This is a genomic window from Streptomyces sp. bgisy027, from assembly GCF_057710365.1.
This window is the reverse complement of the sequence record NZ_JBYIVZ010000007.1, coordinates 48,487-72,318: the sequence shown is the minus strand read 5'-3', so window position 1 is coordinate 72,318 and position 23,832 is coordinate 48,487. Positions and strand designations below refer to the sequence as shown.

21 protein-coding genes are annotated in these 23,832 nt (G+C 71.5%); 9 read left to right on the top strand and 12 right to left on the bottom strand.

The genetic code is table 11. The features are described 5' to 3' along the window. Positions 1 to 14: 14 nt before the first annotated feature. Positions 15 to 1,898, bottom strand: a complete 1,884-nt coding sequence (locus AC3ETA_RS09625; protein WP_432192520.1) for an exo-alpha-sialidase — start codon at positions 1,896 to 1,898, stop codon at positions 15 to 17. A 205-nt stretch (positions 1,899 to 2,103) separates the two neighbouring features. After that, positions 2,104 to 3,318, bottom strand: coding sequence for an erythromycin esterase family protein (locus AC3ETA_RS09620; protein WP_432192392.1), 1,215 nt, complete (start codon positions 3,316 to 3,318; stop codon positions 2,104 to 2,106). 58 nt (positions 3,319 to 3,376) lie between these two features. Here AC3ETA_RS09620 and AC3ETA_RS09615 point away from each other — a divergent pair, with 58 nt between their 5' ends. From AC3ETA_RS09615 to AC3ETA_RS09575, 9 genes are all read left to right on the top strand, one after another. Next, a complete protein-coding gene (locus AC3ETA_RS09615; RefSeq protein ID WP_432192391.1) occupies positions 3,377 to 4,126 on the top strand; it encodes a TioE family transcriptional regulator in 750 nt (249 codons plus the stop codon). 370 nt (positions 4,127 to 4,496) lie between these two features. Continuing rightward, positions 4,497 to 4,883 carry a hypothetical protein gene (locus tag AC3ETA_RS09610; RefSeq protein WP_432192390.1) on the top strand — a complete coding sequence of 129 codons (387 nt, stop codon included), beginning with the start codon at positions 4,497 to 4,499 and terminating at the stop codon, positions 4,881 to 4,883. Between the two features lie 78 nt (positions 4,884 to 4,961). Beyond that, entirely contained in the window at positions 4,962 to 6,473 is a 1,512-nt protein-coding gene (gene pelF, locus AC3ETA_RS09605; RefSeq protein WP_432192389.1) for a GT4 family glycosyltransferase PelF, read from the top strand. Further along, positions 6,470 to 7,873: a hypothetical protein gene (locus AC3ETA_RS09600; RefSeq protein ID WP_432192388.1), complete on the top strand. Its 1,404-nt coding sequence runs from the start codon at positions 6,470 to 6,472 to the stop codon at positions 7,871 to 7,873. The genes pelF and AC3ETA_RS09600 overlap by 4 nt, the downstream gene beginning before the upstream one ends. Positions 7,874 to 7,961: 88 nt before the next feature. After that, positions 7,962 to 8,963 carry a GDP-mannose 4,6-dehydratase gene (locus tag AC3ETA_RS09595; RefSeq protein ID WP_432192387.1) on the top strand — a complete coding sequence of 334 codons (1,002 nt, stop codon included), beginning with the start codon at positions 7,962 to 7,964 and terminating at the stop codon, positions 8,961 to 8,963. Between the two features lie 31 nt (positions 8,964 to 8,994). Next, entirely contained in the window at positions 8,995 to 9,708 is a 714-nt protein-coding gene (locus AC3ETA_RS09590) for a nucleotidyltransferase family protein (RefSeq protein ID WP_432192386.1), read from the top strand. 8 nt (positions 9,709 to 9,716) lie between these two features. Beyond that, positions 9,717 to 10,619: an NAD-dependent epimerase/dehydratase family protein gene (locus tag AC3ETA_RS09585; protein ID WP_432192385.1), complete on the top strand. Its 903-nt coding sequence runs from the start codon at positions 9,717 to 9,719 to the stop codon at positions 10,617 to 10,619. Continuing rightward, positions 10,616 to 11,278, top strand: coding sequence for a spherulation-specific family 4 protein (locus AC3ETA_RS09580; protein ID WP_432192384.1), 663 nt, complete (start codon positions 10,616 to 10,618; stop codon positions 11,276 to 11,278). The genes AC3ETA_RS09585 and AC3ETA_RS09580 overlap by 4 nt, the downstream gene beginning before the upstream one ends. Further along, positions 11,275 to 12,075, top strand: a complete 801-nt coding sequence (locus AC3ETA_RS09575) for an endo alpha-1,4 polygalactosaminidase (protein ID WP_432192383.1) — start codon at positions 11,275 to 11,277, stop codon at positions 12,073 to 12,075. Before AC3ETA_RS09580 ends, AC3ETA_RS09575 begins: the two co-directional genes overlap by 4 nt. A gap of 212 nt (positions 12,076 to 12,287) precedes the next feature. Here the strand turns inward: AC3ETA_RS09575 and AC3ETA_RS09570 are convergent, their stop codons facing one another. From AC3ETA_RS09570 to AC3ETA_RS09525, 10 genes are all read right to left on the bottom strand, one after another. Then, positions 12,288 to 12,776 (bottom strand): hypothetical protein, encoded by a 489-nt coding sequence (locus AC3ETA_RS09570; RefSeq protein WP_432192382.1) that lies wholly within the window; start codon positions 12,774 to 12,776, stop codon positions 12,288 to 12,290. Positions 12,777 to 13,073: 297 nt separating this feature from the next. Further along, the gene (locus tag AC3ETA_RS09565) at positions 13,074 to 13,817 is read right to left on the bottom strand and encodes a methyltransferase domain-containing protein (protein WP_432192381.1); all 744 of its coding nucleotides are present in this window, start codon (positions 13,815 to 13,817) and stop codon (positions 13,074 to 13,076) included. Positions 13,818 to 13,911: 94 nt separating this feature from the next. Next, complete coding sequence (locus AC3ETA_RS09560; protein ID WP_432192380.1) at positions 13,912 to 15,336, bottom strand: Gfo/Idh/MocA family protein; 1,425 nt, start codon at positions 15,334 to 15,336, stop codon at positions 13,912 to 13,914. Positions 15,337 to 15,955: 619 nt separating this feature from the next. Further along, entirely contained in the window at positions 15,956 to 16,948 is a 993-nt protein-coding gene (locus AC3ETA_RS09555) for a zinc-dependent alcohol dehydrogenase family protein (protein WP_432192379.1), read from the bottom strand. Continuing rightward, entirely contained in the window at positions 16,945 to 17,832 is an 888-nt protein-coding gene (locus AC3ETA_RS09550) for a carbohydrate ABC transporter permease (RefSeq protein ID WP_432192378.1), read from the bottom strand. Before AC3ETA_RS09550 ends, AC3ETA_RS09555 begins: the two co-directional genes overlap by 4 nt. After that, complete coding sequence (locus AC3ETA_RS09545; protein ID WP_432192377.1) at positions 17,829 to 18,788, bottom strand: carbohydrate ABC transporter permease; 960 nt, start codon at positions 18,786 to 18,788, stop codon at positions 17,829 to 17,831. The genes AC3ETA_RS09550 and AC3ETA_RS09545 overlap by 4 nt, the downstream gene beginning before the upstream one ends. Positions 18,789 to 18,869: 81 nt before the next feature. Beyond that, positions 18,870 to 20,225, bottom strand: a complete 1,356-nt coding sequence (locus tag AC3ETA_RS09540) for an ABC transporter substrate-binding protein (RefSeq protein ID WP_432192376.1) — start codon at positions 20,223 to 20,225, stop codon at positions 18,870 to 18,872. 88 nt (positions 20,226 to 20,313) lie between these two features. Next, positions 20,314 to 21,075 carry a DeoR/GlpR family DNA-binding transcription regulator gene (locus AC3ETA_RS09535; protein WP_432192375.1) on the bottom strand — a complete coding sequence of 254 codons (762 nt, stop codon included), beginning with the start codon at positions 21,073 to 21,075 and terminating at the stop codon, positions 20,314 to 20,316. Positions 21,076 to 21,361: 286 nt separating this feature from the next. Continuing rightward, entirely contained in the window at positions 21,362 to 22,114 is a 753-nt protein-coding gene (locus tag AC3ETA_RS09530; protein WP_432192374.1) for a hypothetical protein, read from the bottom strand. Next, complete coding sequence (locus AC3ETA_RS09525) at positions 22,111 to 23,775, bottom strand: serine/threonine-protein kinase (protein ID WP_432192373.1); 1,665 nt, start codon at positions 23,773 to 23,775, stop codon at positions 22,111 to 22,113. The genes AC3ETA_RS09530 and AC3ETA_RS09525 overlap by 4 nt, the downstream gene beginning before the upstream one ends. Positions 23,776 to 23,832: the final 57 nt, after the last annotated feature.

The following is a 23,832-nucleotide window of genomic DNA, read 5'->3' as shown; positions in this document are numbered from 1 at the left end:
CGCGCCGGTCTCCGTTACCCGCCCGCGGTGACCTGGTCCAGCGGCAGCCACAGGGTGGTGTTGGTCGTCGGACCCACGTTCGTCCGGCGTACACGGGTGAGTTCGGCGTCGGTCAGGGCCCGGTTCCAGACGCGGACCTCGTCGATGCGGCCGGTGAAGAACGCCCTGCTGTCCATCCGCTGGCCGATGTGCACCCCGAACGGCGAGTTGCGGCTGACGGATCCGGCCACGTCGGCCGTGCTGATCGCCCTGCCGTCGATGAACATGGTCAGCCGCCCGCCTCCGCGCCGCAGGGCGAGGTGGTGCCACTGGCCGTCGTTGTGCGCGGCGGTGGTGCTGACGGAGGCGGACCGCACGGCCGTCGCGCCGCTGCGCACCGTCATCAGCCCGCGCACCCGGTTGTTCCCGGGTTCGCCGCGCAGCCAGAACTGCGGCTGGTTGCCGCCGATGCCGCCCATCCACAGCAGCGGCTGCTCGCCGGTCCGGCTGCTGTAGCGGAACCACAGGGAGGCGGTGAAGCTCTGGGTGCCGAGTTCGAGTTGGTTGCGGAACGGCAGTCGTACGGCGTCGTCGGTGCCGTCGAAGGACAGGGCCCCGCCGAACCGTCCGGTCACAGGCGACGCGCCGCCCAGCACGCTCGCGCGCTGCGCCGACGGGGCGCGGTCGGCGGTGGTCGGGTCGGCACCTCGACGCGGCTTGAGCCACTCCTCGTTGAAGCGGGCGAAGCGGATCTCGTCGCGGGCGTCGACGGTGCCGCCCTCGTACATCAGCCCCACCACATCGCCGCCGATGTGCACCATGTCGGAGTAGCCCGACCAGTCCTGGGTGACGACGGTGCCGCGGTCCACGCTCTCCCAGGTGCTGCCGCCGTCATAGGAGGAGCGGATCATCATGGTCCGGCGGCGGTCCGGATCGCCGGGGCAGGACAACAGCATGCGCCCACCGGCGAGTTGCAGCGTCGAACCCTGGACCTGGGGCGTGTACAGGCTCGGGAGGGGACGGAACCGGGAGGTGAAGCTGTCCCCGCCGTCCGTGCTGAAGGTCTGGGTGCGGTGGCCCAGGTCCGTGCCGTCCTGCTCGCGGCCGCTGACCAGGATGGCCCCGTCGGTGCGCTCACTGATGGTGAGTTCGGACGGCTTCTGGTGGAAGGTGCCGCCGGTGGCGATGGGCCAGGAGTCGGTGGCACCGCGGCGCCAGGTGGTGCCGCCGTCGTCGCTGACGATGAGAGCCGCGTGGTTGGCGGAGACCCGGCTGCCGTTCCAGGTCTCGGCGTTGACTCCGAAGACCAGCCGGCCGGCGTGGCTGCCGCGGGTGAGCTGGATCCCGTGCACGGGGCCGGTGGCGTACCAGGAGTTCCAGCTCGCCGGCATGATCTGTGAACTCAGGTTGCGCGGCCGGGTCCAGGTGCGGCCGTCGTCGTCGCTGTACTGGAGGTGCGGGCTGCGGTTGCACGGGACGGCGCAGCTGGAGCCGTCCGGACTCGACGTGTTGTGCGTCTGCGGCAGCAGGATGCGGCCGGTCGCCCGGTTCACGATCGGTGCCGGGTTGCCGTGGGTGTTGCCGGCACCGTCGGTGACGACCCGGAGCGGTCCCCAGGTGCGGCCGCCGTCGGTCGAGCGTTTCATCACGATGTCGATGTCGCCGGCGTCACCGCAGGTGGCGTGACGGCCCTCGGCGAAGGCGAGGAGCGTGCCCTGGTTGGTCCGTACGACGGCCGGGATCCGGAAGCACGAGTAGCCGCCGGGATCCTGGGACGCCCTGAAGATCACCCGCTGCTCGAAGAGCGGTGCGGCCTTGGCGGGTTGGGCGTGGGCGGGGCCCACGAGGGCCGCCGCGGTCGCCATGACCACGCCTGCGGCGAGGTCGGCCTTCAGGTGTGCGCGAAGCCTCGACGGCATGGAGCGGCCCTTCGTCGTGCCTTTCGTCTGAACATCCCGCATCCCATTTATTAATATTTGGGAGTGTTTGATCTCGATGACACGCCGCAGCATGCGAGTGACGGACTTGTCGGCCACGTCATCCGTCACAGGCGGAGCGGATCTTGTAGAAGGTGCTCAAATACCGGGAGTGGTACGACGCGCCGGTGATCCGCGCGGACGCGCATCACGGAGCGCGCCGGCTCTGGACGACGTCCCTGACGAACACGATCCCGTCGATGGCGCTCAGCTGGGCCGGGTCGAGCGGCGCGTACCCGAACCAGGGGGAGACGCGGAGGGCGGGCACTGTGTCGCCGAGGCCGGCGGCCAACTGGGCGGGGTCGATGACGGAACTCTGCTGCGGGCGGGCGTAGAGCAGCCCTTCCACGGTGTCCGGCGAGGGCGTGTCCACTCCGCGGTGGCGGATCGTGCCGAGGGCCGTGGCCACGAAGGCGTAGTCCGTGCCGAGCCGGGCGTTCACCAGAGCGCCGGCGCTCCACCACTCCAGTCGGTCTCCGCCCATCCGCATCGAGCTCATCTCCCGCTGGAGATGGCCGTTGTGGGCGTGGACGAACACCGGGCCACGGTCGGCGAGGGCGAGGAGGTTCCGGGCCATCATCTGGTCACGCACGCTCACCAGTCGGGTCAGACGGGCCGGTGAGGTGTCGGCCATCCAGTGGTGGTAGCGCAGCAGACCGGTCGCGGTGCGGGCGTACAGGCGGGCCCGTTCCCATTCCTCAGGCGTGGACTCCGCGAGCAGGTGCGGGATCTGCTCGTCCAGCAGCGCCGCCAGGTCGTCGGCGAGCACGCGCAGCTCACCGGCCCTGGCCGAGCGCCCCACAGACCGGGTCGGATCCATCATCGCGGCGGGCTCGGTCCACCGGTCGTCGGTGCCGAGCAGGCGGTCGAGCGCGTCCGAGGTGCAGGGCAGCAGCTTCGCGTCCACCCGGGCGGAGAGGTAGTCGTGGAGTGCCGTGAGGGCCTGCCGGGGGCTCGCTGCCGCCGTGATCTCCAGCGGGCCGTCGAAGCCGGCGAAGCGGACCTGCTCGGACGCGGGGCGGCCGTCGTTGTGGGCACGCATCCAGCGCACGAGCTCGCGGTTGCCGGCGAAGGCGCCCCAGTCGTGGCTGATGCCGTGTTCCATGGTGTCGTCGAGGCTCCCGGTGCCCGAGGTGACGTAGTCGTCCACGACCAGCCCCATCAGGCAGTCGCTCTCGATCGCGATCGTCCGGTAGCCCTCCTGCTCGACCAGCTGCCGGAAGACGCCGTTGCGCAGTTCGAGCAGAGCGTCCTCGCCGTGGGTGGGTTCGCCGAGGGCGAGCAGCCGGGGTCGGGCCGGGACCAGCCTCATGACGCAGGCAGCGTCGACGGAATGGGCGGTGTCCTTGATGTCGGTCGCCATACCTTCAACGGTATCGTTGAACCTTCGGTGGAAACTTTGCCGCGATATCGTCAGTGACATGGGGCAAAACCTTCAAACCAGTGGACGGCTCCGACCGGTCGACCTGGCACGCGGACACGGTCTGTCCACGCAGGCGGTCAGGAACTACGAGGAGGCCGGCATCCTTCCGGCCGCCGCGCGCACGCCCCACGGCTACCGGACCTACACCTCGCTCCACGCGGGGGCGCTGCGCGCGTTCCTCGCCCTGGTGCCGGGGCACGGCCATCGGACGGCGACGTCGATCATGCGGGCCGTGAACCAGGGACGCGCCGATGAAGCCCTCCACCTCATCGACGAGAGCCACGTCCAACTTCTCGACGACCGGCGGACCCTTCAGGCGGTGGAGAGCGCCTTGCGCGACCTGGAGCGCGGGGTGGCGGCCGAGTCCGGTGCGCGGGCCGATCCGGCAACGGGGTCCGGGCCGGGCGGCACCTTCATCGGTCCGCTGGCGCGGGCGCTGGGCATCCGGCCGGCGACACTGCGCAAATGGGAGCGCGCCGGGCTGGTGCGCCCGCGCCGCGACCCGCAGACGGGGTACCGGGTCTACGACGAGGCGGACGTACGGGACGCCCGGCTGGCCCACCAACTCCGGCGTGGCGGGTACCTGTTGGAGCACATCGCCCCGCTGATCACCCAGGTGCGGGCGGCCGGGGGCCTGGAGCCGCTGGAGGCCGCGCTGTCGGACTGGCGCGACCGGCTGTCCGCCCGCGGACGGGCGATGCTGACCGGGGCCGCCGAGCTGGAGGCGTACCTTCGCGAGCACGGCTGACTTGAAACCGCCCCCTCTGGCCCACGATTCGACCGGTCCAGACCATTGGCAGTCGCATCGGCGGAGCCCGGCAGTCCGGCGAAACGGTGCTTCCGGCTCTTGCCTGGGCGGCTGAGCCCGAAGAGACCCTGGCGGGTGTTCGTGATCCAGCGTCGAGCACACGGTCCAGCGGGAATGAGTCACCGCGGCGCACCTGCGTTTTTCCGTCAAGCTCCGCCGCAAGTGCACGAAAGCTCCACGGATACATCACTATTTGACGCGACGAATGCGTCGACGACCGGTCTCTGAGGGGGAAGCCGGCGTCACGCGCGGGGGTGCGTCCGCTCGACGGAGCAGTGCTCACCCCTGCCCGGGGAGGGAACAACACCGCATGAAGCGGACCTTACGCACCACCTTGCTGACGACGGACGCGCTCATAGCGGCCTGCGGCGAGCCGGTCGCACAGGCAGCGGCCGAGCCGTCGGCCCGCATCGACCCGCGGGTGCTCGTCGTCAGCGACGGCGGTTCGGCCACCGACGCCGTAGCCGCCGGACCCGACACCACGAAGGCCGACTCCGCCTTCGGCGACGCGTACACGGGCGGACGCTCCGGGTGGGCCACCACCCCGGTCGCCACGTCGCTCGCCCTCACCCTGCCGCGGTCCGCGGCATCCTCCACGGCCGCCGGTTCGGGCGGTTCCGAGCCGGCCGCCGACCCGCCGCCGGACGCCGGTGTGCCCAAGGGCGGGGCCGAGCCCGTCCCTCCAGCGGGGAGCTGACCGGACGTACCGGCAGCGGGGTCCTGGCGTGTGCCGGGTCCTGCACCTCCTCCCACACCTCGGCCGTGGAGCACATCAATGCACGTTCATCACGGCGCGCGACGCCATGCCGCCGCGCGCGTCACCCTGCTCACCGAAGGCACCTACCCGCACAGTCACGGGGGTGTGAGCGTCTGGTGCGACCAGCTCGTCACCGGCATGCCCGACATCGAGTTCGACGTCGTCGCCGTCACCGGCACCGGACGGGAACCGATCGTGTGGGACCTGCCTGACCATGTCCGCGGCGTCCTGCCCGTCCCGATGTGGGGCGTCGCTCCCGGGGGCCGCCCGCCGCGCGGCCGGTCGCGCAGGCGGCTCGCCGACGCCTACGAGCGGTTCCTGACCGCGCTCGTGGACCCCGGCGCCGAGAACGGCTTCGCACCCGCCCTGTACGCCCTGGCGCGCGCGGCGGCGGTCGGCGAGCTCAGCCCGTTCCTACGGGGCCACAAGGCGATCGCGATCCTGACCTCCGTATGGAGGCGCCCGGGGCCGGCGGTGCGTGAGGCGCGGCCGACGCTGCACGACGCGCTCACCGCCACCGCCCTGCTCGAACACGCGCTGCGCCCGCTGGCCGCGGCACCACCGCGGGACGGTGTCGCGCACGCGGTCAGCGGCGGTGTCGCCGTCCTGCCGGGGCTTGCGGCACGGGAGCGGTACGGGGTTCCGCTGCTGCTCACCGAGCACGGCGTCTACCTGCGCGAGCGCTACCTCGGCTATCGCACCGCCCCGTACCGCTGGCCGGTGAAAGCCGTGGTGCTGGGCTTCTTCCGGCTGCTGGCGGAGGAGAGTTACCGCCAGGCCGCCCTGATCACCCCCGGCAACCGCTACAACCGGCTGTGGGAGGAGCAGGGCGGCGCCGACCCGGAGTCCATCCGCACCGTCTACAACGGCGTCGATCCCGCCGCGTTCCCGCCCGCCGGACCCGAGCCGGAGTCGCTCACCCTGAGCTGGGCCGGGCGGGTCGACCCGATCAAGGACCTGGAGACCCTGATCCGCGCTTTCGCTCTTGTCCGACAGCAACTCCCCGACGTGCGACTGCGGTTGTTCGGAGGCACTCCTCGAGGCGGTGAGGCGTACCGGGAACGCTGCGAGGCCCTGGCCGCCGAGCTCGGGCACGGCGACGCGGTGACCTTCGAGGGGCGCGTCGACGACATCAAGGACGCCTACGCGGCCGGGAACGTGGTGATGCTGTCCAGCATCAGCGAAGGCTTCCCGTTCACGCTCATCGAGGCCATGTCGTGCGGGCGGGCGACCGTCTCCACCGACGTGGGCGGCGTGCGCGAGGCCGTCGGCGGCACCGGGCTCGTGGTGCCGCCGCGCGACCCGGCCGCCATGGCCGCCGCCGCGCTGGAGCTGCTGGTCGATCCCGGGCGGCGCCGGGCCATGGGGGAGGCGGCCCGGCTGCGGGTGATCGAACAGTTCACCCTGCGCCAGACCATCGACACGTTCCGCGCCATCTACCACGAACTGGCCTTAGGGAAGACCGAGTTGGCCGGCAAGGTCGTGCTGCCGTCCCCGGCGGTCAGCGGCACGGGGAGTCTGACCGGATGAGCGGTCCCCTGTCCCTGGAGCCCGGTGGTGTCGAGAGCGACACGCTTGCGCTGCGGCTGACCGCACCCCGTCCGCGCCGGGCCCTGGACGCCGCCACGCCCGCGGAAGGGCCGCCGGCCGGGGGGCCCGAGGAGGAGGCGGTCAGCACGCTCGCCGCCGAACTCGCCGACTCCATCGCGCCCGCCGTCCACCCCTACGAGGTGGCGGCGCTGCTGGAGGCGGAGGGCCTGACCGCCTCGGTGATCAAGGAACGGTACGGGCACCCGAACCTCTTCTCACTCGCGGCCGCGCTGTACGAGAGAGTGCCCCGGACGTTCCCCGAGCCGCCGCCGACGACCGACCTCTGGCGGCCCGACACCCCGCGCTGCCTGCTGCGCGGCGTCCTGTTCGCGCTGCCTGCCCTGGCCTACTTGCTCACCGCTCCCCTGTGGCAGCCCGGCCGGCACGCTCCCGCGCTGATCGTCGCGGGCATCGCCTCCTGGGCGTGGGGACAGGCGCTCGGCCATCGCGCGCACCTGCGGCTGCCGACGGGACGGCGCGAGGCGTCCGGCACCCTGCTGTCCGGGTCCCTCCTGGGCGCGGCGGTTGCCACGTCGCTGGCGGTGCTGCCGGCCGACAGCGCGGTGGCCGTCGGGGCGGCGGCCGCCCAGTCCCTGTACCTGTCGGCGGCGAGCGTGCTGCTGGTCCTGGCCCGGGAACGGCTGCTGCTGGCCGCGCTCAGCCCATTGATCGCGGGCGCCGCGGCACTGCCCTGGTGGGAGCCGGGGCCACACCTGCGGGCCGGGCTGCCCCTGTGCACGCTCCTGTTCACGCTCCTGGCCGCCGGCCGGGTGCTGAGAGCGGGCCGCGCCGGTCCGGCGGCATCCGACGCCGCGAGGCCGAGGCTGCTCGCGTCCCTGCCGTACGGCCTGTTCGGGCTGGCCGCCGCGGTGCTCGTCGTGCTGGAGGGCCGGCGGCAGCCGTACACGGTGATCGCCCTGACCCTGAGCATGGGCCCCGCCGAGTGGCTGCTGTACCGCTACCGCGGCTGGTCGGTCGCCGCACTGCGGGCCAGCGCGACCCCCGTCGGATTCCTGTTGCGCTCGGCCGCCGTCCTCGGCCTGTGCCTGTCCGCCTACCTGCTGCTGTTGCTGCCGGCCGTCCTGTTCACCGGCTCCGCCCCGGCCACACCGCTGCTGCTCGCCGGCGTCCTGTGGACCGCCCTGCTGCTCCAGGCGTTCGGGGTGGCCTGGCCACCCGCGGTGCTCTGCCTCGCCGCCGCCGGCGCGGCAGCCGCCGCGGTGACTGTGCCGGACCTGCCACCAGGACCGGCCGTACTGCCCGCGGCCTGCGCCGTGACCGCCGTCTGCCTCACGGCCTGCGCGATACACCGCCTGGGCCGCCCCTCCCCGCACGCCTGACCCCGCGAACGACCTCCGAACGGACCGCAGACCGGCACCGCTGGGTGCCGGGTCTCCGGTCTGTCAACGACCAGGAAAGGACCAAGCGTTGACCTCCGCACCGCTCGCCGCCGTCACCGGAGCCGAAGGCTTCATCGGCTCGCACCTCACTGAGGCGCTCGTCGCCTCCGGCCACCGCGTCAGGGCCATGGCCCAGTACAACTCGTTCTCCTCCTACGGGTGGCTGGAGACCCTGCCCGCCGACGTCCTGGACCAGGTGGAGATCGTCCTCGGCGACGTACGCGACGCGGGCTCGGTGCGCGGCCTGCTCGACGGCGCCGACTGCGCCTACCACCTCGCCGCGCTCATCGCGATCCCGTACTCCTACCAAGCCCCGCACAGCTACGTGGACACCAACGTCACCGGCACGCTCAACGTCCTGGAAGCGGTACGGGCGCTGGAGATCCCGCGCCTGGTGCACACCTCCACCAGCGAGACGTACGGCACCGCGCAGACCGTGCCGATCACCGAGGACCACCCCATCAACACGCAGTCGCCGTACGCCGCATCGAAGGCGGGCGGCGACCGGCTGGCCGACAGCTACCACGCCGGCTTCGGCACGCCCGTGGTGACACTGCGGCCGTTCAACACCTTCGGCCCGCGCCAGTCGATGCGGGCGGTGATCCCCACCGTCATCGGCCAGGTGGCGGCCGGGCAGCGCACCATCACGCTCGGCGACCTGCGCCCCACCCGGGACTTCATGTTCGTCGAGGACACCGCGAAGGCCTTCCTCGCCGTCGGCACCGCACCCGCCGACCAGGTGGTGGGCCGCACCTTCAACGCCGGAACCGGAGGTGAGATCTCCGTCGGTGACCTGGTCGCCCTCATCGGCAAGGTCATGGACGCGGCGCTCGACGTCCGAGAGGACCCCGCACGCCTGAGGCCCGCGGCCTCCGAGGTGATGCGGCTCGTCGCCGACGCCACCCGGCTGACCGCGGCGACCGGCTGGCGGCCCGGCGGCACGCTGGAGGAAGGGCTCGCGCGCACCGCGCGGTGGTTCACCGACCCGGCCAACCTGGCCCGCTACAAGACCGGCATCTACAACATCTGACCCGACCGGCACGTACCGCAGGAGGTATGCCATGCACGCAGTGATCCTGGCCGGAGGGAAAGGCGTGAGGCTGCGGCCGTACACGACCGCGCTGCCCAAGCCGCTCGTCCCCATCGGCGACCAGCACGCGATCCTGGAGATCGTGCTGCGCCAGCTGTCCACGGCCGGCTTCACCCGCTGCACCATCGCCATCGGGCATCTGGGCGAGATCATCCGCGCCTACGTCGGCGACGGAACCCAGTGGGGCCTGAGCGTCGACTACGCCACGGAGGACAGCCCACTGGGCACCCTGGGTCCGCTGCTGAATCTGCGCGACCGGCTGCCCGAGCACTTCCTCGTCATGAACGGCGATGTCCTCACCGACCTCGACTACGCCGACGTGCTGCGCACGCACGAGACGGCCGGCACGCCCCTGACCATCGCCACGTACGCCCGCAAGGTGCACATCGACTTCGGGGTGCTGACCACCGACTCCAGCCGGGTCGTCGCCTTCACCGAGAAGCCCAGCATCGACTACCGGGTCTCCATGGGCGTCTACGGCGTCTCGCGGGCCAGCCTCGACCACTACACCCCCGGACTGCCGCTCGGCTTCGACGAGCTGGTGATGGACCTGCTCGCCGCCGAACGGCCCCCGCACGCCTACGAGTTCGACGGGTACTGGCTGGACATCGGCCGTCCCGACGACTACGACCGGGCCAACGCGGAGTTCACCAGCCGCAAGTCGCTCCTGCTCAAGGGGGCCTGAGGAGAACCATGCACATCCTCGTACTCGGCAACACCGGCTACCTGGGCGCGCATGTCGCCGAGGACCTGCGCGGCCTGCCGGACGTGCGGGTCCTCGTCGCCGGCCGCTCGGGTGCCGCCGACGTCGCGGTGGACCTCGCCACCGACCGCCCGCGGGACCTGGCGGCCCTGCTGGCCGAGGCCGCGCCCGACGCTGTCGTCAACTGCGCGGGCGCGACCGGCGGCGACGCCGTCACCCTCGCTGAAGTGAACGCCCGCGGCCCCGCCGTGCTGTGCACCGCTCTGAGGGCGGCGGCGCCGGGAGCACGGCTGGTCCATCTGGGCTCGGCCGCCGAGTACGGGCCCACCGAACCCGGCGTGCGGGTCACGGAATCGGCGGCGACCCGGCCGGCCGGACCGTACGGCGCGACGAAGCTGGCCGGCACGGTGGCGGTCACCGCGTCCGGCCTGGATGCGACGGTACTGAGGGTGGGGAACCCGGTGGGCGCGGGAGCCCCGCCCACCGGGCTGCCCGGCCGGGTCGCCCGTCTGCTCGCCGACGCCGGGGACGACCCGGACGCGGAACTGCGGCTCGGCGACCTCTCCGCGCACCGTGACTTCGTGGACGCCCGCGACGTGGCACGGGCGGCCCGACTGGCGGTCACGGCCTCCGGGCCGCTGCCGCCCGTGCTGAACATCGGCGGCGGCGACGCCCGCCCGGTCCGCGACCTCGTGCGCACACTCGCGGAGACGGCCGGATTCCGCGGCCGGATCGTCGAAGCGGGATCCGGCGGATCCGCCCGGTCCGCGCAGGTGTCCTGGCAGTGCTCGGACATCACCGCGGCCCGCGACGCCCTCGGCTGGACGCCGGCCCACACCCTCGACGCGTCGGTGGCAGCGCTCTGGGCCGACGAGGGGGTACCGGCGCGGTGAGCCTGCTGATCCCGCTGTACGTACATCCGGCCGAGGACCCGGACGCCTGGCAACGGCTCATCACCCACGCCACCCGCACCTGCGCCGTCGTACTGAACCCGGCGAACGGACCCGGCGACGCCCCGGACCCGGCGTTCGCCACGGCCGCCGAGGCACTGCGCGCGGCGGGGGCCCGCGTGCTGGGCTACCTCGACATGGACTACGGCGCCCGCGACCTTGCACAGATCACGGAGGAACTGCGCCGGCACCAGGAGTGGTACGCCGTCGACGGATGCTTCCTGGACCAGGCGCCGGCGGCTCCGCGGGGACTGCCGGACTGCCGTCGCCTGGTCCGCTCCGCCCGCAGGCTCGGCGCCTCGACGGTCGTCCTCAACCCGGGCGTCCACCCGGCGCCCGGGTACGCCCGGATCGCCGACCTGACGGTCACTTTCGAGGGGCCCTGGTCGAGTTACGTGTCGGACTTCAGCCGCCCCGCCTGGACCGAGCGGCTGCCCGCCGAGCGGCTCTGCCACTTGGTCCACGGCGTTCCGGAACCACTCGTACCGCTCGCCGTGCGGACGGCGGGGCAGCGGGGCGCCGGCGTGTGCGGGCCGGTGACGGGAGACCTGCCCAACCCCTGGTCGCAGGTGACGCCCGCGCTGGCGGAGGCGGACCGGTGAGGCGGGCTGTCCCGGCCGTCATGGCCTGGCTGCTGTCCCTGACCACCCTGACGGCGTGCGCCGACGGCCCCACCCCCGGGAAGATGACTGCCGACGGCGCGCGTTGGCAGCCACGTCCCGGGGTGGCGTGGCAGTGGCAGCTGGACGGCAGGCTCGACCCGACCGTCGACGTGCCCGTCTACGACATCGACGGATTCGAGAACAGCGCCGACGACGTCGCACGTCTCCACCGGGACGGCCGCAAGGTGATCTGCTACATCAACGTCGGCGCCTGGGAGGACTTCCGCCCCGACCGGCGTGCCTTCCCCCGCTCCGTGCTCGGCCGCCCCAACGGCTGGCGCGGCGAACGCTGGCTGGACATCCGCCGCTTGTCGACGCTTCGCCCCCTCATGGAACGCCGCTTCGACATGTGCCGCGACAAGGGCTTCGACGCGGTCGAACCGGACCTGGTCGAGGGCTACGCCGACAACACCGGCTTCCGCCTCACCGCCCACGACCAGCTCCGCTACAACCGCATGATCTCCGAGATCGCACACGAACGCGGACTCGCCGTGGGCCTCAAGAACGACCTGGCCCAGATCCCGCACCTGGTGGCCGACTTCGACTTCGCGGTCAACGAGGAGTGCGCCCAGTACGACGAGTGCGCGCTGCTGGAACCGTTCATCGCCGGGGACAAGGCCGTCTTCCATGTGGAGTACGCCGAGCCCGTGTCCCGCTTCTGCCCGACCTCCCGCGAGCTGCGCCTGTCGTCGATGCTGAAGAGACCGGAGCTGGACGCCTGGCGCAGGCCGTGCTGACGCCCGGGTGCCGGGATCCGCCGGATCCCGGCTCAGGCTCAGGGTCAGTCCTGCCGCCGTCTCCGTGGCTGTCGACTTCCCGGTCCAGCGGGGCTGTGTACGGCACGAGCGCGATCCGTCGCGGCGCCGGGACGTCCATGTGATCGACGACCAAGGTCAGCGCGATGCCGAGCCGGCGTCCGGACTCTCGTACGCGAAGCCCAACGGCAAGCTCAGGCGGCAGCCTTGGGGTCGATCCACAGCGCCTCGGAGACACCGCACAGCGCGCCCTCCGCCGTGGCCAGTGCCACGCCCATCGTGTGCTTGCGGCCGGACTCCGACACCAGCCACGCGTACGAGATGTGCGGCTCACCCGCGACGACCGGACGCAGAACCGTGCCCGTGAGGGACGCGGTGACCGCGCCCGGGCGCAGCGTGCCGAGGAAGCGGCCAGCCCAGTGTCCCGGGCAGTCCAGCGCACCCCAGACCAACTGGGTCGGGAGCAGGCCGTCGGCGTCGGCGAAGGCGTGGGACGGGGTCCAGGCGGAGGCCACCAGGCCGAGATCCGGCACCGGAGTGCCGTGCACCCGCAGACCGCGGTCAGCGGTGCGCAAGCCGCATCCGAAGCAGTCGACCACACCCGACGGCGGCGCCGCCCGGAACCTCTCGGCCGCCGCGTCCGCCTCGTCCCAGGACGGCGCGGCCGGCACGTCGAGCGGCAACTCGGCGGGGCGCGCGGCGGCGAGGGCCGCTCGGCCTCGCCCAACTCCACACCCGCGTCGGCCGTTTCGGCGATCCGCACGGGCACCTCGACCGGCACCGGCCCACGGAAGTCCACCCGGACCGTCCGCGCTCCGGACCTCTGGGCCAGCACCCCGGCGATGTAGCCCCCGAAGGCCACCTGCGGGTAGCCGACGTACAGCCCGGGCACCACGATCGCGTCACTCGTCGTCATGATCCCCACCTCATCACACGCGAGGACCGCGCCGGCGCCGGCCGACCGCACAGGGGTGACCGTGTCAGGCGTCCGCGACCAGGAGGCGATAGCCGACGTCGATGGAGTCGAGTGCGAGCAGACCGGCGTACCGGTCGTGCCAGCGGCCGCTCGCGAGGTCCTCGGTGAGCGTGGCCAGGCCGGGTGCGAGGGCGTCCTCTCCGGTCTGGGCGAGCATGGAGATTCCGGCGCGCACCTGTGGGTCGAGATAGGCGTGCGGGCGGCGCCAGAAGGCCGCGCCGAACCCGTCCGTGCAGTCGTGCGGGATGTCGACGGGCACCTGACGGGCCCCGCCGAGCAGAGCCGCCAGCCGGTCGGTCGGGACTGCGCGGGTGTCGTCGAAGGCGGCGGCCTGGGGAAGGTAGTCGCGCACGAGCCAGAACCGCTCGCGGAAGACCTGCTGATCCCAGGTCAGGACGACGACGTGGCGGCGCGCGACCCGACGGAGCTCGGCGAGACCGGCTTCGAGGTCGCTCCAGTGATGGACGGTCAGCAACGCCATCACGGTGTCGGCGGCGTTGTCGCGCAACGGCAGTCGCTCGGCGACCGCGCACACGGCCGGCGCGGACCGGGGCGGGCGCTGGGCCAGCATGACGTGGCTGGGCTCGACCGCCAGCACGGTCCGCGGCGGTTCGTAGGAGCCGGTGCCCGCCCCCACGTTGATCACGTCCGCGGCATCGCCGAGCGCCGCGTGGATCTGGGCGGCGATCCGCGGATCCGGCTGCCTGGTCCGGCCGTACGTCGTTCCGAGCGTGTCATAGATGGCCATGGCTCCGAGTATGAGACGAAGGCGCCGATCGGGGTGGGCCGCCGGAGCCGCACCCCGACCCGGCGCTGTGGCGCGAGGCGAGGCGGTCGGCCGCTCAGCCGACGGGCGGCATGTCGGTCGGGCCGGAGTCGAGTCCGGGTCGCTTGGCCGCCCAGGCGCCGCGCGTGAAGTCCGGGATCTCGACGGGGCGGCCGTTGCGCGCCAGGGACGCCGCGCTGAGCGGGACCGCCGAGCACCAGGCGGCCGAGTCGTAGACGTCGATGTCGGGAACCAGTCCGGCGCGCAGCAGTTGGACGGTGCGCCATTGCAGGACGTAGTCCATGCCGCCGTGGCCGCCGTTGTTCGCGGCGTTGTCCCCGACCTTCTGCCACAGCCAGTGGTCGTACTCCTTGCGGTAGTCGGCGAAGTCGCGCCAGGTGTGCCCTGCGTGGTCCGGTTCGAGATAGACGCGCGCGCCGGTCGGGGAGGGCCCGGTGTAGTCCTCGACGATCCCGCGGCTGCCGGCGAGCGTGTTGATCCTGCTGTACGGCCGCGGTGAACTCACGTCGTGCTCGGCCCTGATGACCCTGCCCTTCTCGGTCTCGATCAGGCAGGTGACCAGGTCGCCGTTGATGTACGTCTCCTTCCAGGACGGGTGGTCCCGGGGGATGTGGCGCTCGCGGTAGTCGGCGAGCCCCTTGGGCGCGGTCGCCGTCGCGCGCAGGGTGGCCATGCGGTCGCCGCGGTTGACGTCCATGGCTGCCGCGATCGGGGCCAGCCCGTGCATGGGGTAGAAGGACGCGGTGCTGCGGGTGTGCCACAGCCGCCGCCAGGAATCGGTGTAGTACGTGTCGGAGAAGAGGAGTTCACGCAGGTCGTGGAGGTAGCCGCCATCGCCGTTGGTGATCTCTCCGAACACACCGGCGTGCGCCATCCGCAGTATGGCCAGTTCGTTGCGGCCGTAGTTGCAGTTCTCCGCGAGGAGCAGGTGCTTGCGGGTGCGCTCGGAGGTGTCCACCAGGTCCCACAGCTCGCGCAGTTCGGTCGCGACGGGGAGCTCCACGACGGCGTGCCTGCCGCTGAGCAGGGCCGCTCTGCCGTGCTCGTAGTGGAACTCCCAGGGCGTGGCGACGTACACCAGGTCGATGTCGTCGCGCCGGAGCATCCGGGCGTAGGAGCCGGCCGAGCCGCCGTACTCGGCGGGGTGGGGCTCGCCCTTGCTCACCAGCCGGTCGGCGGCGCGGGTCGCCCGGTCGGCACGGATGTCGCAGACGGCGGTCACGGTGCAGCCGGGCACGGCCGCCCAGCTCATGACCATGCCGCTGCCGCGGTTGCCGAGGCCGATGACGGCGACGCGGACGGTTCTGTGGACCTCGAAGGGCACACCGATCATCGACTTCTGTCCAGGACGGCGGCGGGGCACCTGTCCCGTGGCGGCGGACGCGGCCGGCGTCGCGGCGGTCATCCCGGCCGCGAGCGCGCCGGTGGCCACGGCTCCGCCAAGGAGCAGTCGGCGTGAGACAGCGGGTGTTTCGGACATGACGGCAACACTCCTCGGTGGGGTGGCTTGCATCACTGCCGGTGCACTGTCGTGACTGTGGGGACGCGGGGACTGTCGGTGCACGACTCTGCGGGCTGCGACGCTCGCATGTCAATATGTGCTCGATAGGGAGCTGTTACGAGCAGTATCGAGCATCACCGGGAGGCCTCGAAGCAACGGGCACACCCATCGGCCGTCGCGGGAGGAGCGGTTGCCCGCACTCGGCTGCATGACCGCGCGCCTCACGGCCCGCGGGGACCCTCGCCGGAAATCGCCGTTGCCTGTACCGCATTCCTCAAGGCGATACGAACCCCGGCCAACTGGGTGTCCGCTACAAGAAATGCAACGGATTACTCACCACGGATCTTCTGGATGCCTTCAGCGGCCACGCACCGGGACTGCCGGCCAACATTTCACATCTTGCGCAGGGGAATCCCGTGGCCCGGGAAGGAAGGAATTCCTGGTCGGCTTCACCATCGCCGAACGCCCCTGAATCCGCGGTACGAAGCCGACCGGGGGAGAGGTGATCCTTCAGGTGCCCGCCGGCTGTCGCTGCGACCTGAAATGCCGGCAGGCCCGTCGGCAGGGCGGCGCCGACGGGCTGACGTGCGGGCGGGACTCAGGGCAGGACGACTATCTTGCGTCCCTGGCCGGCGGCGAACTGGTCCAGCGCCTGCGGATACTGCGCCAGCGGCAGCCGGTGGCTGATGAAGACCTGCGGATCGAGCACTCCGGTGGCGAACAGCTCCGCCGCGCGCTCGTAGCTGTGCAGGACCGCCATCGAGCCGGTGATCGTGATCTCCTGGTTGTAGATGCGGTACGGCGAGATGGTGGCCTTCGTGGCGTAGTCCGAGACCCCGAACTGGAGGAACGTCCCCGCCTTGGCGACCCGCTCCAGGCCGTCCTGGATGGCGGCGGCGTTCCCGGTCGCGTCCACGACCACGTCCCAGCCGCCACCCGAACGCCGCAACTCATCCGCGGACAGGGCCACTTGAGAGCAACCGAGCTTCTCCGCCGTCGCCAGCCGCTCCGGATTGACGTCGACGACGTCCACCGACGCCGCCCCGGTGCGCTTGGCCAGCTCCAGCATCATCAGGCCCATCGTGCCGCTGCCGTAGATCAGCACGTGGGAGCCCAGCCTGCTGCTCAGCACGTCGTAGCCGCGCACCGCGCACGACAGCGGCTCGATCAGGGCCGCGTCCTGGACGTCCACATGGTCGGGCAGCCGTACGCAGTTGGCGACCGGGGCGACGGCGTACTCCGCGGCGCCTCCGGCCACCGTCACTCCGATCGCCTGCCACCGGTCGCACAGGTTGTTGCGGCCGACCCGGCAGTAGCGGCACTCGTGGCAGTAGAGCGAGGGGTCGACGGCGACCCGGTCGCCGAGGGCGAGTTCGGTGACCTCGCTGCCGAGGCCCACGACCTCCCCGGCGAACTCGTGCCCCGGCACGACCGGGAGCGTGGGCGCGAACTCGCCCTGGAGGATGTGCAGATCGGTCCCGCACAGCCCGCAGGCCGCCACGTCGACCACGACCTCGCGCGGCCCGGGAGTGGGGTCCGGCACCGTGGTGACGGTGACCTTGCCGGGCGCTTCGATGACAGCGGCTTTCACTTGACTGCTCCTAGGGACAGCCCTCGGACCAGTTTGTCCTGGGCGGCGAAACCGGCGATGAGCACCGGCAGGGAGACCAACGTCGCGGCGGCGCACAGCCGGGCCAGGAAGAGGCCCTCGCTGGTGATGAAGCCGACCAGGAAGACCGGCGCGGTCGACGCGTTGGTCGCCGTGAGGTTGACCGCGAACATGAACTCGTTCCAGCTGAAGATGAAGCAGATCAGCGAGGTCGCGGCGAGCCCCGGCATGGCGACAGGCGCGACGATCCGCAGCAGCACGGTGGGCAGACCCGCGCCGTCGACCTCGGCGGCCTCGAGGATCTCCTTGGGCACCTCGGCGAGGAACGAGCGCATCATCCACACCGCGATCGGCAGATTCATGGCGGTGTAGAGGATGATCAGCGTCCACACGTTGTCCAGCATCCCGGCGTCCTTGACGATCAGGTACACCGGCAGCAGCGCCGCGATGGCGGGCAGGAACTTGGTGGACAGGAAGAAGAACATCACGTCGGTCCACTTCTGGACCGGCTTGATGGACAGCGCGTACGCCGTCGGCACCGCCAGGACGAGCACGAGCAGCGTCGAAATCACGCTGGCCATGGCCGAGTTCAGCAGGAACGGCGTGATGTCGCGGCTGAACAGCAGCTTGTACTGGTCGAAGGTGACCGGCGCCAGCAGGCTCGGCGGGTTGGTCGCCGCGTCCGCCTCCTGGTGGAAGGAGGTGAGCACCATCCACGCCACCGGCGCGAAGAACGCCAGCGTGGCGAGCCAGGCGACGAAGGTCCACAGAGGGGACAGCCTGGGGGTGCCGCCGTGGTCGTCGCGCCGTCGAAGGACCTTCTTGAGTCTCGCGCCGGGCGCGGCGACTGCCGCGTGAGTGGTCATCGGGACACCTCCTCACGGAACAGCGACGCGATGGTGCGCAGCGCGAAGGTCGCGATCACGATCGAGCCGAGCACGACGACCACACCGGCGGCGGCCGCCTGGCCGTACTCGTACTTGCGGAACATGGTCAGGTAGATCTCGTACGGCAGGTTGGTGGTCCGGGAGCCGGGGCCGCCCTGGGTGATGGTGTAGACCGCGTCGAAGGTCTGCACGACGTAGATCGTGCCGAGCAGGATGCCCAGTTCGAGGTACTGGCGCAGATGCGGCAGCGTGATGAAGCGGAAGGTCGCCATGGCCGACGCCCCGTCGACCCGGGCCGCCTCCAGCACGTCACCGGGCTGCGCCTGAAGACCGGCCAGGATGATGAGCATCATGAACGGCGTCCACTGCCAGACCAGCGAGAGGACGACGGCGGGCATCGGGTAGGAGGACACCCAGTCGATCGTGGGGCCGTTGTCCGCGCCGAAGAAGCGGTACACGGCGTTGAGGGTGCCGTTGAGCAGGCCGTAGTCGGGGTTGTAGACGGCGTGCTTCCACAGCAGCGCCGCGGCGACCGGCATGACCAGGAACGGCGCGATGAGCAGCGTCCGCGCCAGGCCGCGGCCGACGAACCGGCGGTCCAGCAGCATCGCCAGGCCCAGGCCGAGCAGCACACTGATGAGGACCACCGAGGCGGTGAGTACGACGGTGTTGAGCACCGCCGTGCGCAGCCGCTCGTCGGTGAAGACGAACTTGAAGTTGGACAGCCCCACGAAGCGCCGCTCGCCCGGCTTGAGGACGTTCCACTGCAGCGTGGAGATGACGAGCGTGGCGACGAACGGCAGTTGGGTGACGACGATGGTGAAGACGAGCGCCGGAAGCAGCGGGATACGGCGCTTCCACTTGCCGGCGCCGGCGGACGGGCGCGGGCGGCTGGGCGGTGGAGCTGTCTTGGGGGGCGCGGTGAGCGTGGTCATGGCGGTTTCCTCTGCCAGTGACGGCCGGGAGATGGGAGAAAGCGGGCCCGGCCGGCCGAGGAGCCGGCCGGGCGATGACGGTCACTGGTAGTTCTTGGCGACTTCCTCGGCGAGCTTCTGGCCGTCGTTCAGTGCCTTGTCCACGCTGGTCTTGCCGGCGATCGCGGCGGAGATCTCCTGGGTGACCTTGGTGCCCAGGTCCTGGAACTCGGGGATGGCCACGTACTGGACGCCCACGGTCGGCCTCGGCTGGAGGCCCGGGTTGGCCGGGTCGGCCTGCTCGATGGACTTCAGCGTGATGTCACCGAACGACGCCGCGGCCTTCTGGTACTCCGGGAGCTCATAGGTGCTGGCCCGCTTGCCGGCCGGGACACGCGACCAGCCGAGCTTCTCGCCCACCGTCTTCTCGTACTCCTTGCTGGAGGCCCACAGCATGAACTTCGACGCGGCGTCGGCGTTCTTCGTCGTCTTGGGCATCGCCCACGCCCAGCTCCACAGCCAGCCACTGCTCTTGGTCTCGGCAGTCGGCGCGTACGCGTAGCCGACCCGGCCGGCGATCTTGCTGGACTTCGGGTCCTCCAGCGACCCGGCCGCGCTGGTCGCGTCGTACCACATCGCGACCTTCTTCTGGCTCATGGCGTTCAGGCACTCGGTGAACCCGGCCTGAGCCGCACCCGCCTCGCCGTGCTTGCGGACCAGGTCGACGTAGAAGTTCGCCGCCTTCTTGAACTCCGGGGAGTTCACCTGCGCCTTCCAGTCCTTGGTGAACCAGGTGCCGCCGTAGGTGTTCACCACGGTCGTCAGCGACGCGCCGAGCTCGCCCCAGCCGGCCAGACCGCGCAGACAGATGCCCCGCATGCCCGGCTCGGCACCGTCCACCTTGGCCGCGATGTCGGCTATCTGCTGCCAGGTCGGACGCTCGGGCACCTTGATGCCCTTCGCCTCCATGACGTCCTTGTTGTACATGAGGAACGAGGACTCGCCGTAGAACGGCAGGGCGTAGAGCTTGCCGTCGGAGCCCGACAGGGACGTGACCATGGGCTTGAGCAGGTCGGCCTTGTCGAAGCCGGTGTCCTTGTCGGCGTAGGAGCTGAGTTCGTGCAGCCAGCCGTTCTTCTCCCAGATCGGTACCTCGTAGGCGCCGATGGTGGCGACGTCGTACTGGCCGGCCTGGGTGGCGACGTCCTGCGTGACCTTGTCGCGCAGTTCGTTCTCGGGAAGGACCGTGAAGTTCACCTTGATGCCGGTGTCCTTCGTGAAGGTGTCCTTCGTCAGCTTGGCGATGTCCTCCATCTGCGGGTTGCCGACCATCAGCACGTTGATGCTCTTGCCGCCGCCACCGGAGCTGGAGGAGCCGCCCGCGCCGCTGCACGCGACGAGCAGCGAGCTCGCGGCCGCCGCCGCGGCGAGGACGTGGATCATTCTTCGTGTGCGCATGACTGACTCCAGGAGATGTGTTTCGGGGTGTGCGGAAGCAGACCCCCGGACGTGCGGGGGTGGGGTGGGTTGCAGGGAGGACCGCTGCTCAGACCCGGACGACCTCGGGGCCCAGCAGCGCGTAGCGGTGCGCCTCGGAGGCGGACAGTCCGGCGTCGGTGACGATCGCCTCGAACTCCGTGACGTCGCCGAAACGGCAGAAGCTCACGGCGCCGAACTTCGTGTGGACGCCGGAGAAGATCCGGCGCCTTGCGGCCCTGAGGACCTGGGACTTGACCTCGCTGACGGCGGGGTCGGGGGTGGTGAGTCCGTACTCGCGGGAGATGCCGTTCGCGCCGACGTACGCCAGGTCGATGACGAGGCCGGCCAGCATCCGCGTCGCCCAGTGGTCGACGGTGGCCAGCGTCCCGCCGCGCACCCGGCCACCGAGCAGGAGCACGGTGATGTTCTCGGCGGAGGCCAGGTCACCCGCCGTGGCCAACGAGGAGGTGACCACGGTCAGCTGACGGTCGCGGGGGAGCGCGGCGGCGATGAGCTGCGGGGTGTAGCCCTCGTCGACGAAGACGGTCTCGGCGTCCCCGAGCAGGTCTGCAGCGGCTGCCGCGATCCGGGACTTCTCGGGTACGTGCATGGTGGTGCGGAAGGCGAGCGTCGTCTCGAAGCTGCGGCTCTCCACGGGATGGGCGCCGCCGTGGGTACGGCGGACCAGCCCGTGCCCCTCCAGCAGATTCAGGTCCCGTCGAACGGTCTCCTTCGAAACCCCGAGATCGGCGGCCAGCTCTCCCACGTCCACGGATCCGGAACCCCTTGCCCGTTCCAGAATTCCGCGTCTTCGTTCCTCGGCGTCCACGGCGACACCTCCGTTTCACGCGCGGCGCGATGTTCCCGCGCCGGCTTTTTCCCGGAGCCCGTCCCATTCGGCTTCGGTGGCCAAATTTCTACAAGGGGATGACGGGTGGTGAACAGATTCGCCGTAGGGCAGTTCGTGACCGAATGTGCCCGCATTCCAACGTGCGTAATACCGGAATGACGGAGGTGAGGGCTGTAACGCGGGGGAGGTCATAGCCCGTTTCCCGACCGTCGCGTGCCCATTTGGTGCCTGCTTCCCCCGGGCGGTTTCGGCCAGCCGGCCGGGATCAGCGGCAGTCGTAGGTGAACCGGGCGGTCACCGCGCTGCGGGCGGGCGAGAGGATCCGCAGCTCGGCCCGCGCCTCGCGGCGGCCCTCGCCCTGGAAGGTCCACAGCAGATGCAGGCGTGCCTGCTTCTGGCCGCGGACCATCCTTTCCCGCAGCACTCCGGAGGTGGTGCCGTCGCTCCGGGTCCAGCGGTACGACAGCGTTCCCGGACGGCCGTTCGTCGTGACGAGGCCGACGACGTCCGCCGTGCCGTCGCACCCCAGGACCGTCGGCCGGGCCGTGACCGCCACCGTCCTGACTTCGACGGCCGGACCGAGGCGCTGCCAGGCGAGGAACGCGAGGACGCAGAGCAGGACCAGCGCGGGCAGCGCGTGCCTGCGCAGCCGTCGGCGAGGGGGCGCCGGAGGTACCGGCACGGCGGGGATCGTCCGATGAGTGCGCTCCGCGACGGCGGCGGTGACCCCGGGGCCGAAACGCAGCACGGTGCCTTCGACCCGGTCCGGCGGGGTCGACGGCCGAGTCTCCGGAACGGTCTTCTCCACGAGCGTGTCGTCCGCTTCCGGACGCTGTATCCAGTGGCTGGCCAGCACCGTGGCGCTGTATTCGGCGTTGGCCGAGTCGAGTTCGCCGCTGTGCGCGCGGGCGTCCTCGGGGGCGAGCCGCATGGTCGAGGCGTGCTCGTCGGAGGCCGTGAGGACCTGCGTCGGCTCCTCCTCGCCCGGTGCGGGAGTGCGGTCGTGCCGGGTGGTCATCGGATGTCACACCGCCTGGTCAGAAGCTGCTGAGAGGCACCTCCGTCGGCGGAGCCCGGGTTGGTCGTGGCCTGGACCGTCCAGTAGCAGCCGGCGTTCTGGAAGGTGTGATCGACGGGGATCGAGTACTGCGTGGCGCCGCTGCGCGTGAAGGTCTGCGACGCGCCGTCGGCGGAGCCCGGCAGCCCCGCCAGGTTGCCCGTGAACCACGAGACGGTGATGGAGACCGGCCCCGTGCCGTCCGTGGTGACGTCGATGGTCGCGGAGGCGCTCGAGGCGCCCGTCTGCACGAAGCCCGACACCGCGACGTCCTTGACGGCGGGGGCCGCGGGCGATGGGGGAGAGGCAGTCGTCGGCGTCTCCGTGATCCCCGGGTCCGTCGGCGGCGTCGTCTCCTCCCCTCCGGCCGGGGTGTCGGAGGCCGTGGGGTCCGCGCTGTCGGATGCCGCCGGCCCCGAGGAGGACGCCTCGCTCGGTGACGACGACGGATCGCCCGACTCGCCCGGGGCCGGAGACGTCGACGAAGACGCCGAGGCGGTCGGCGCGGTGGTCCCGGCCGGTCCCGAGCCGGGCTGCGCGCTGGTGGTGGCCAGGGCCCGATCCGCCCGGTCCGCGGCTGTCCCGGGGGTGAACGGGGCGCCGTAGGTGAGGAGGATCGCGAGGACCACGGCGGCGCCCGACACCAGCATTCCGGGGCGGCCGGGCAGCCACGACCGTGCGGGGGCGAGGGTGTAGCCCGGCTGGGGGCGCAGAACCGTGCGTGCGGTGTCCGTGGTGGTGCCGGGGTTGCTCCGGGCCGAGGGCAGCAGCAGCGGCAGCAGTGCCACCAGCGCGGCGAGCCGGCCCCGGCCGCGTTCCTCCCACTCGGTCCCGTAGGCGGCGCCGGCGACGGCTTCGAGCTCCGTCACGAACTCCTCGGCCTGCGGGGGCCGTTCCGCCGGGTCCTTGGCCAGGCCGTGGCGCACCAGCGCACGTACGGCCTCGGGCGTCTCGTCGGCGGGGATGGGCGCCTCGACGTGCTGGAGCGCCAGCTCGGCGAAGTTCTCGCCCGAGTAGGGCTTGCGTCCCGTCAGGCACTCGAAGAAGGTGGCCGTGGCCGCGTACACGTCGGCCGCGGGGGAGGCGGGCGCGCCGGTCCACTGCTCCGGGGCCATGTAGGACGGGGTTCCCGCCACGCCGGCGCTGGTGCCCGAGTCCACCGCGATCCCGAAATCGACGAGCCTGGACGACCCGTCCGGTGCGACCAGGACGTTCTCCGGCTTGTAGTCGCGGTGCACGACACCGACGCGGTGCGCGGCGGCCAGACCGAGCAGGGATCCCTTGAGGATGACGAGTGCCGCCTCGGGGTCGAGCGGGCCCTGCCTGCTCAGGAGGGTGCGCAGGGAGATCCCGTCCACCAGCTCCATCACGATGGCGGCGCCGTGCGTGCTCTCCACGTATTCGTACAACCCGGTCACGTACGGGCTCTCGAGCCCGCCGAGCAGCCGCGCCTCCGCCCGGAAGTCGTGCACGAAGCCCGGCCGGGTGCGCAGTGCCTCACTGAGGTACTTCACCGCGACCGCGACGCCGGTCTCCTCGTGGACGGCCAGAACGACCCGCCCGCTCGCCCCCGCCCCGAGTTCGAGTGACTCGCTGTATCCGGGTACTTCCCATGTGCTCATTACGCCCCCCAGGCCGCTTGCCGGCGCGCCGCGCGAGCCTGACTCACTCCGCGGCGA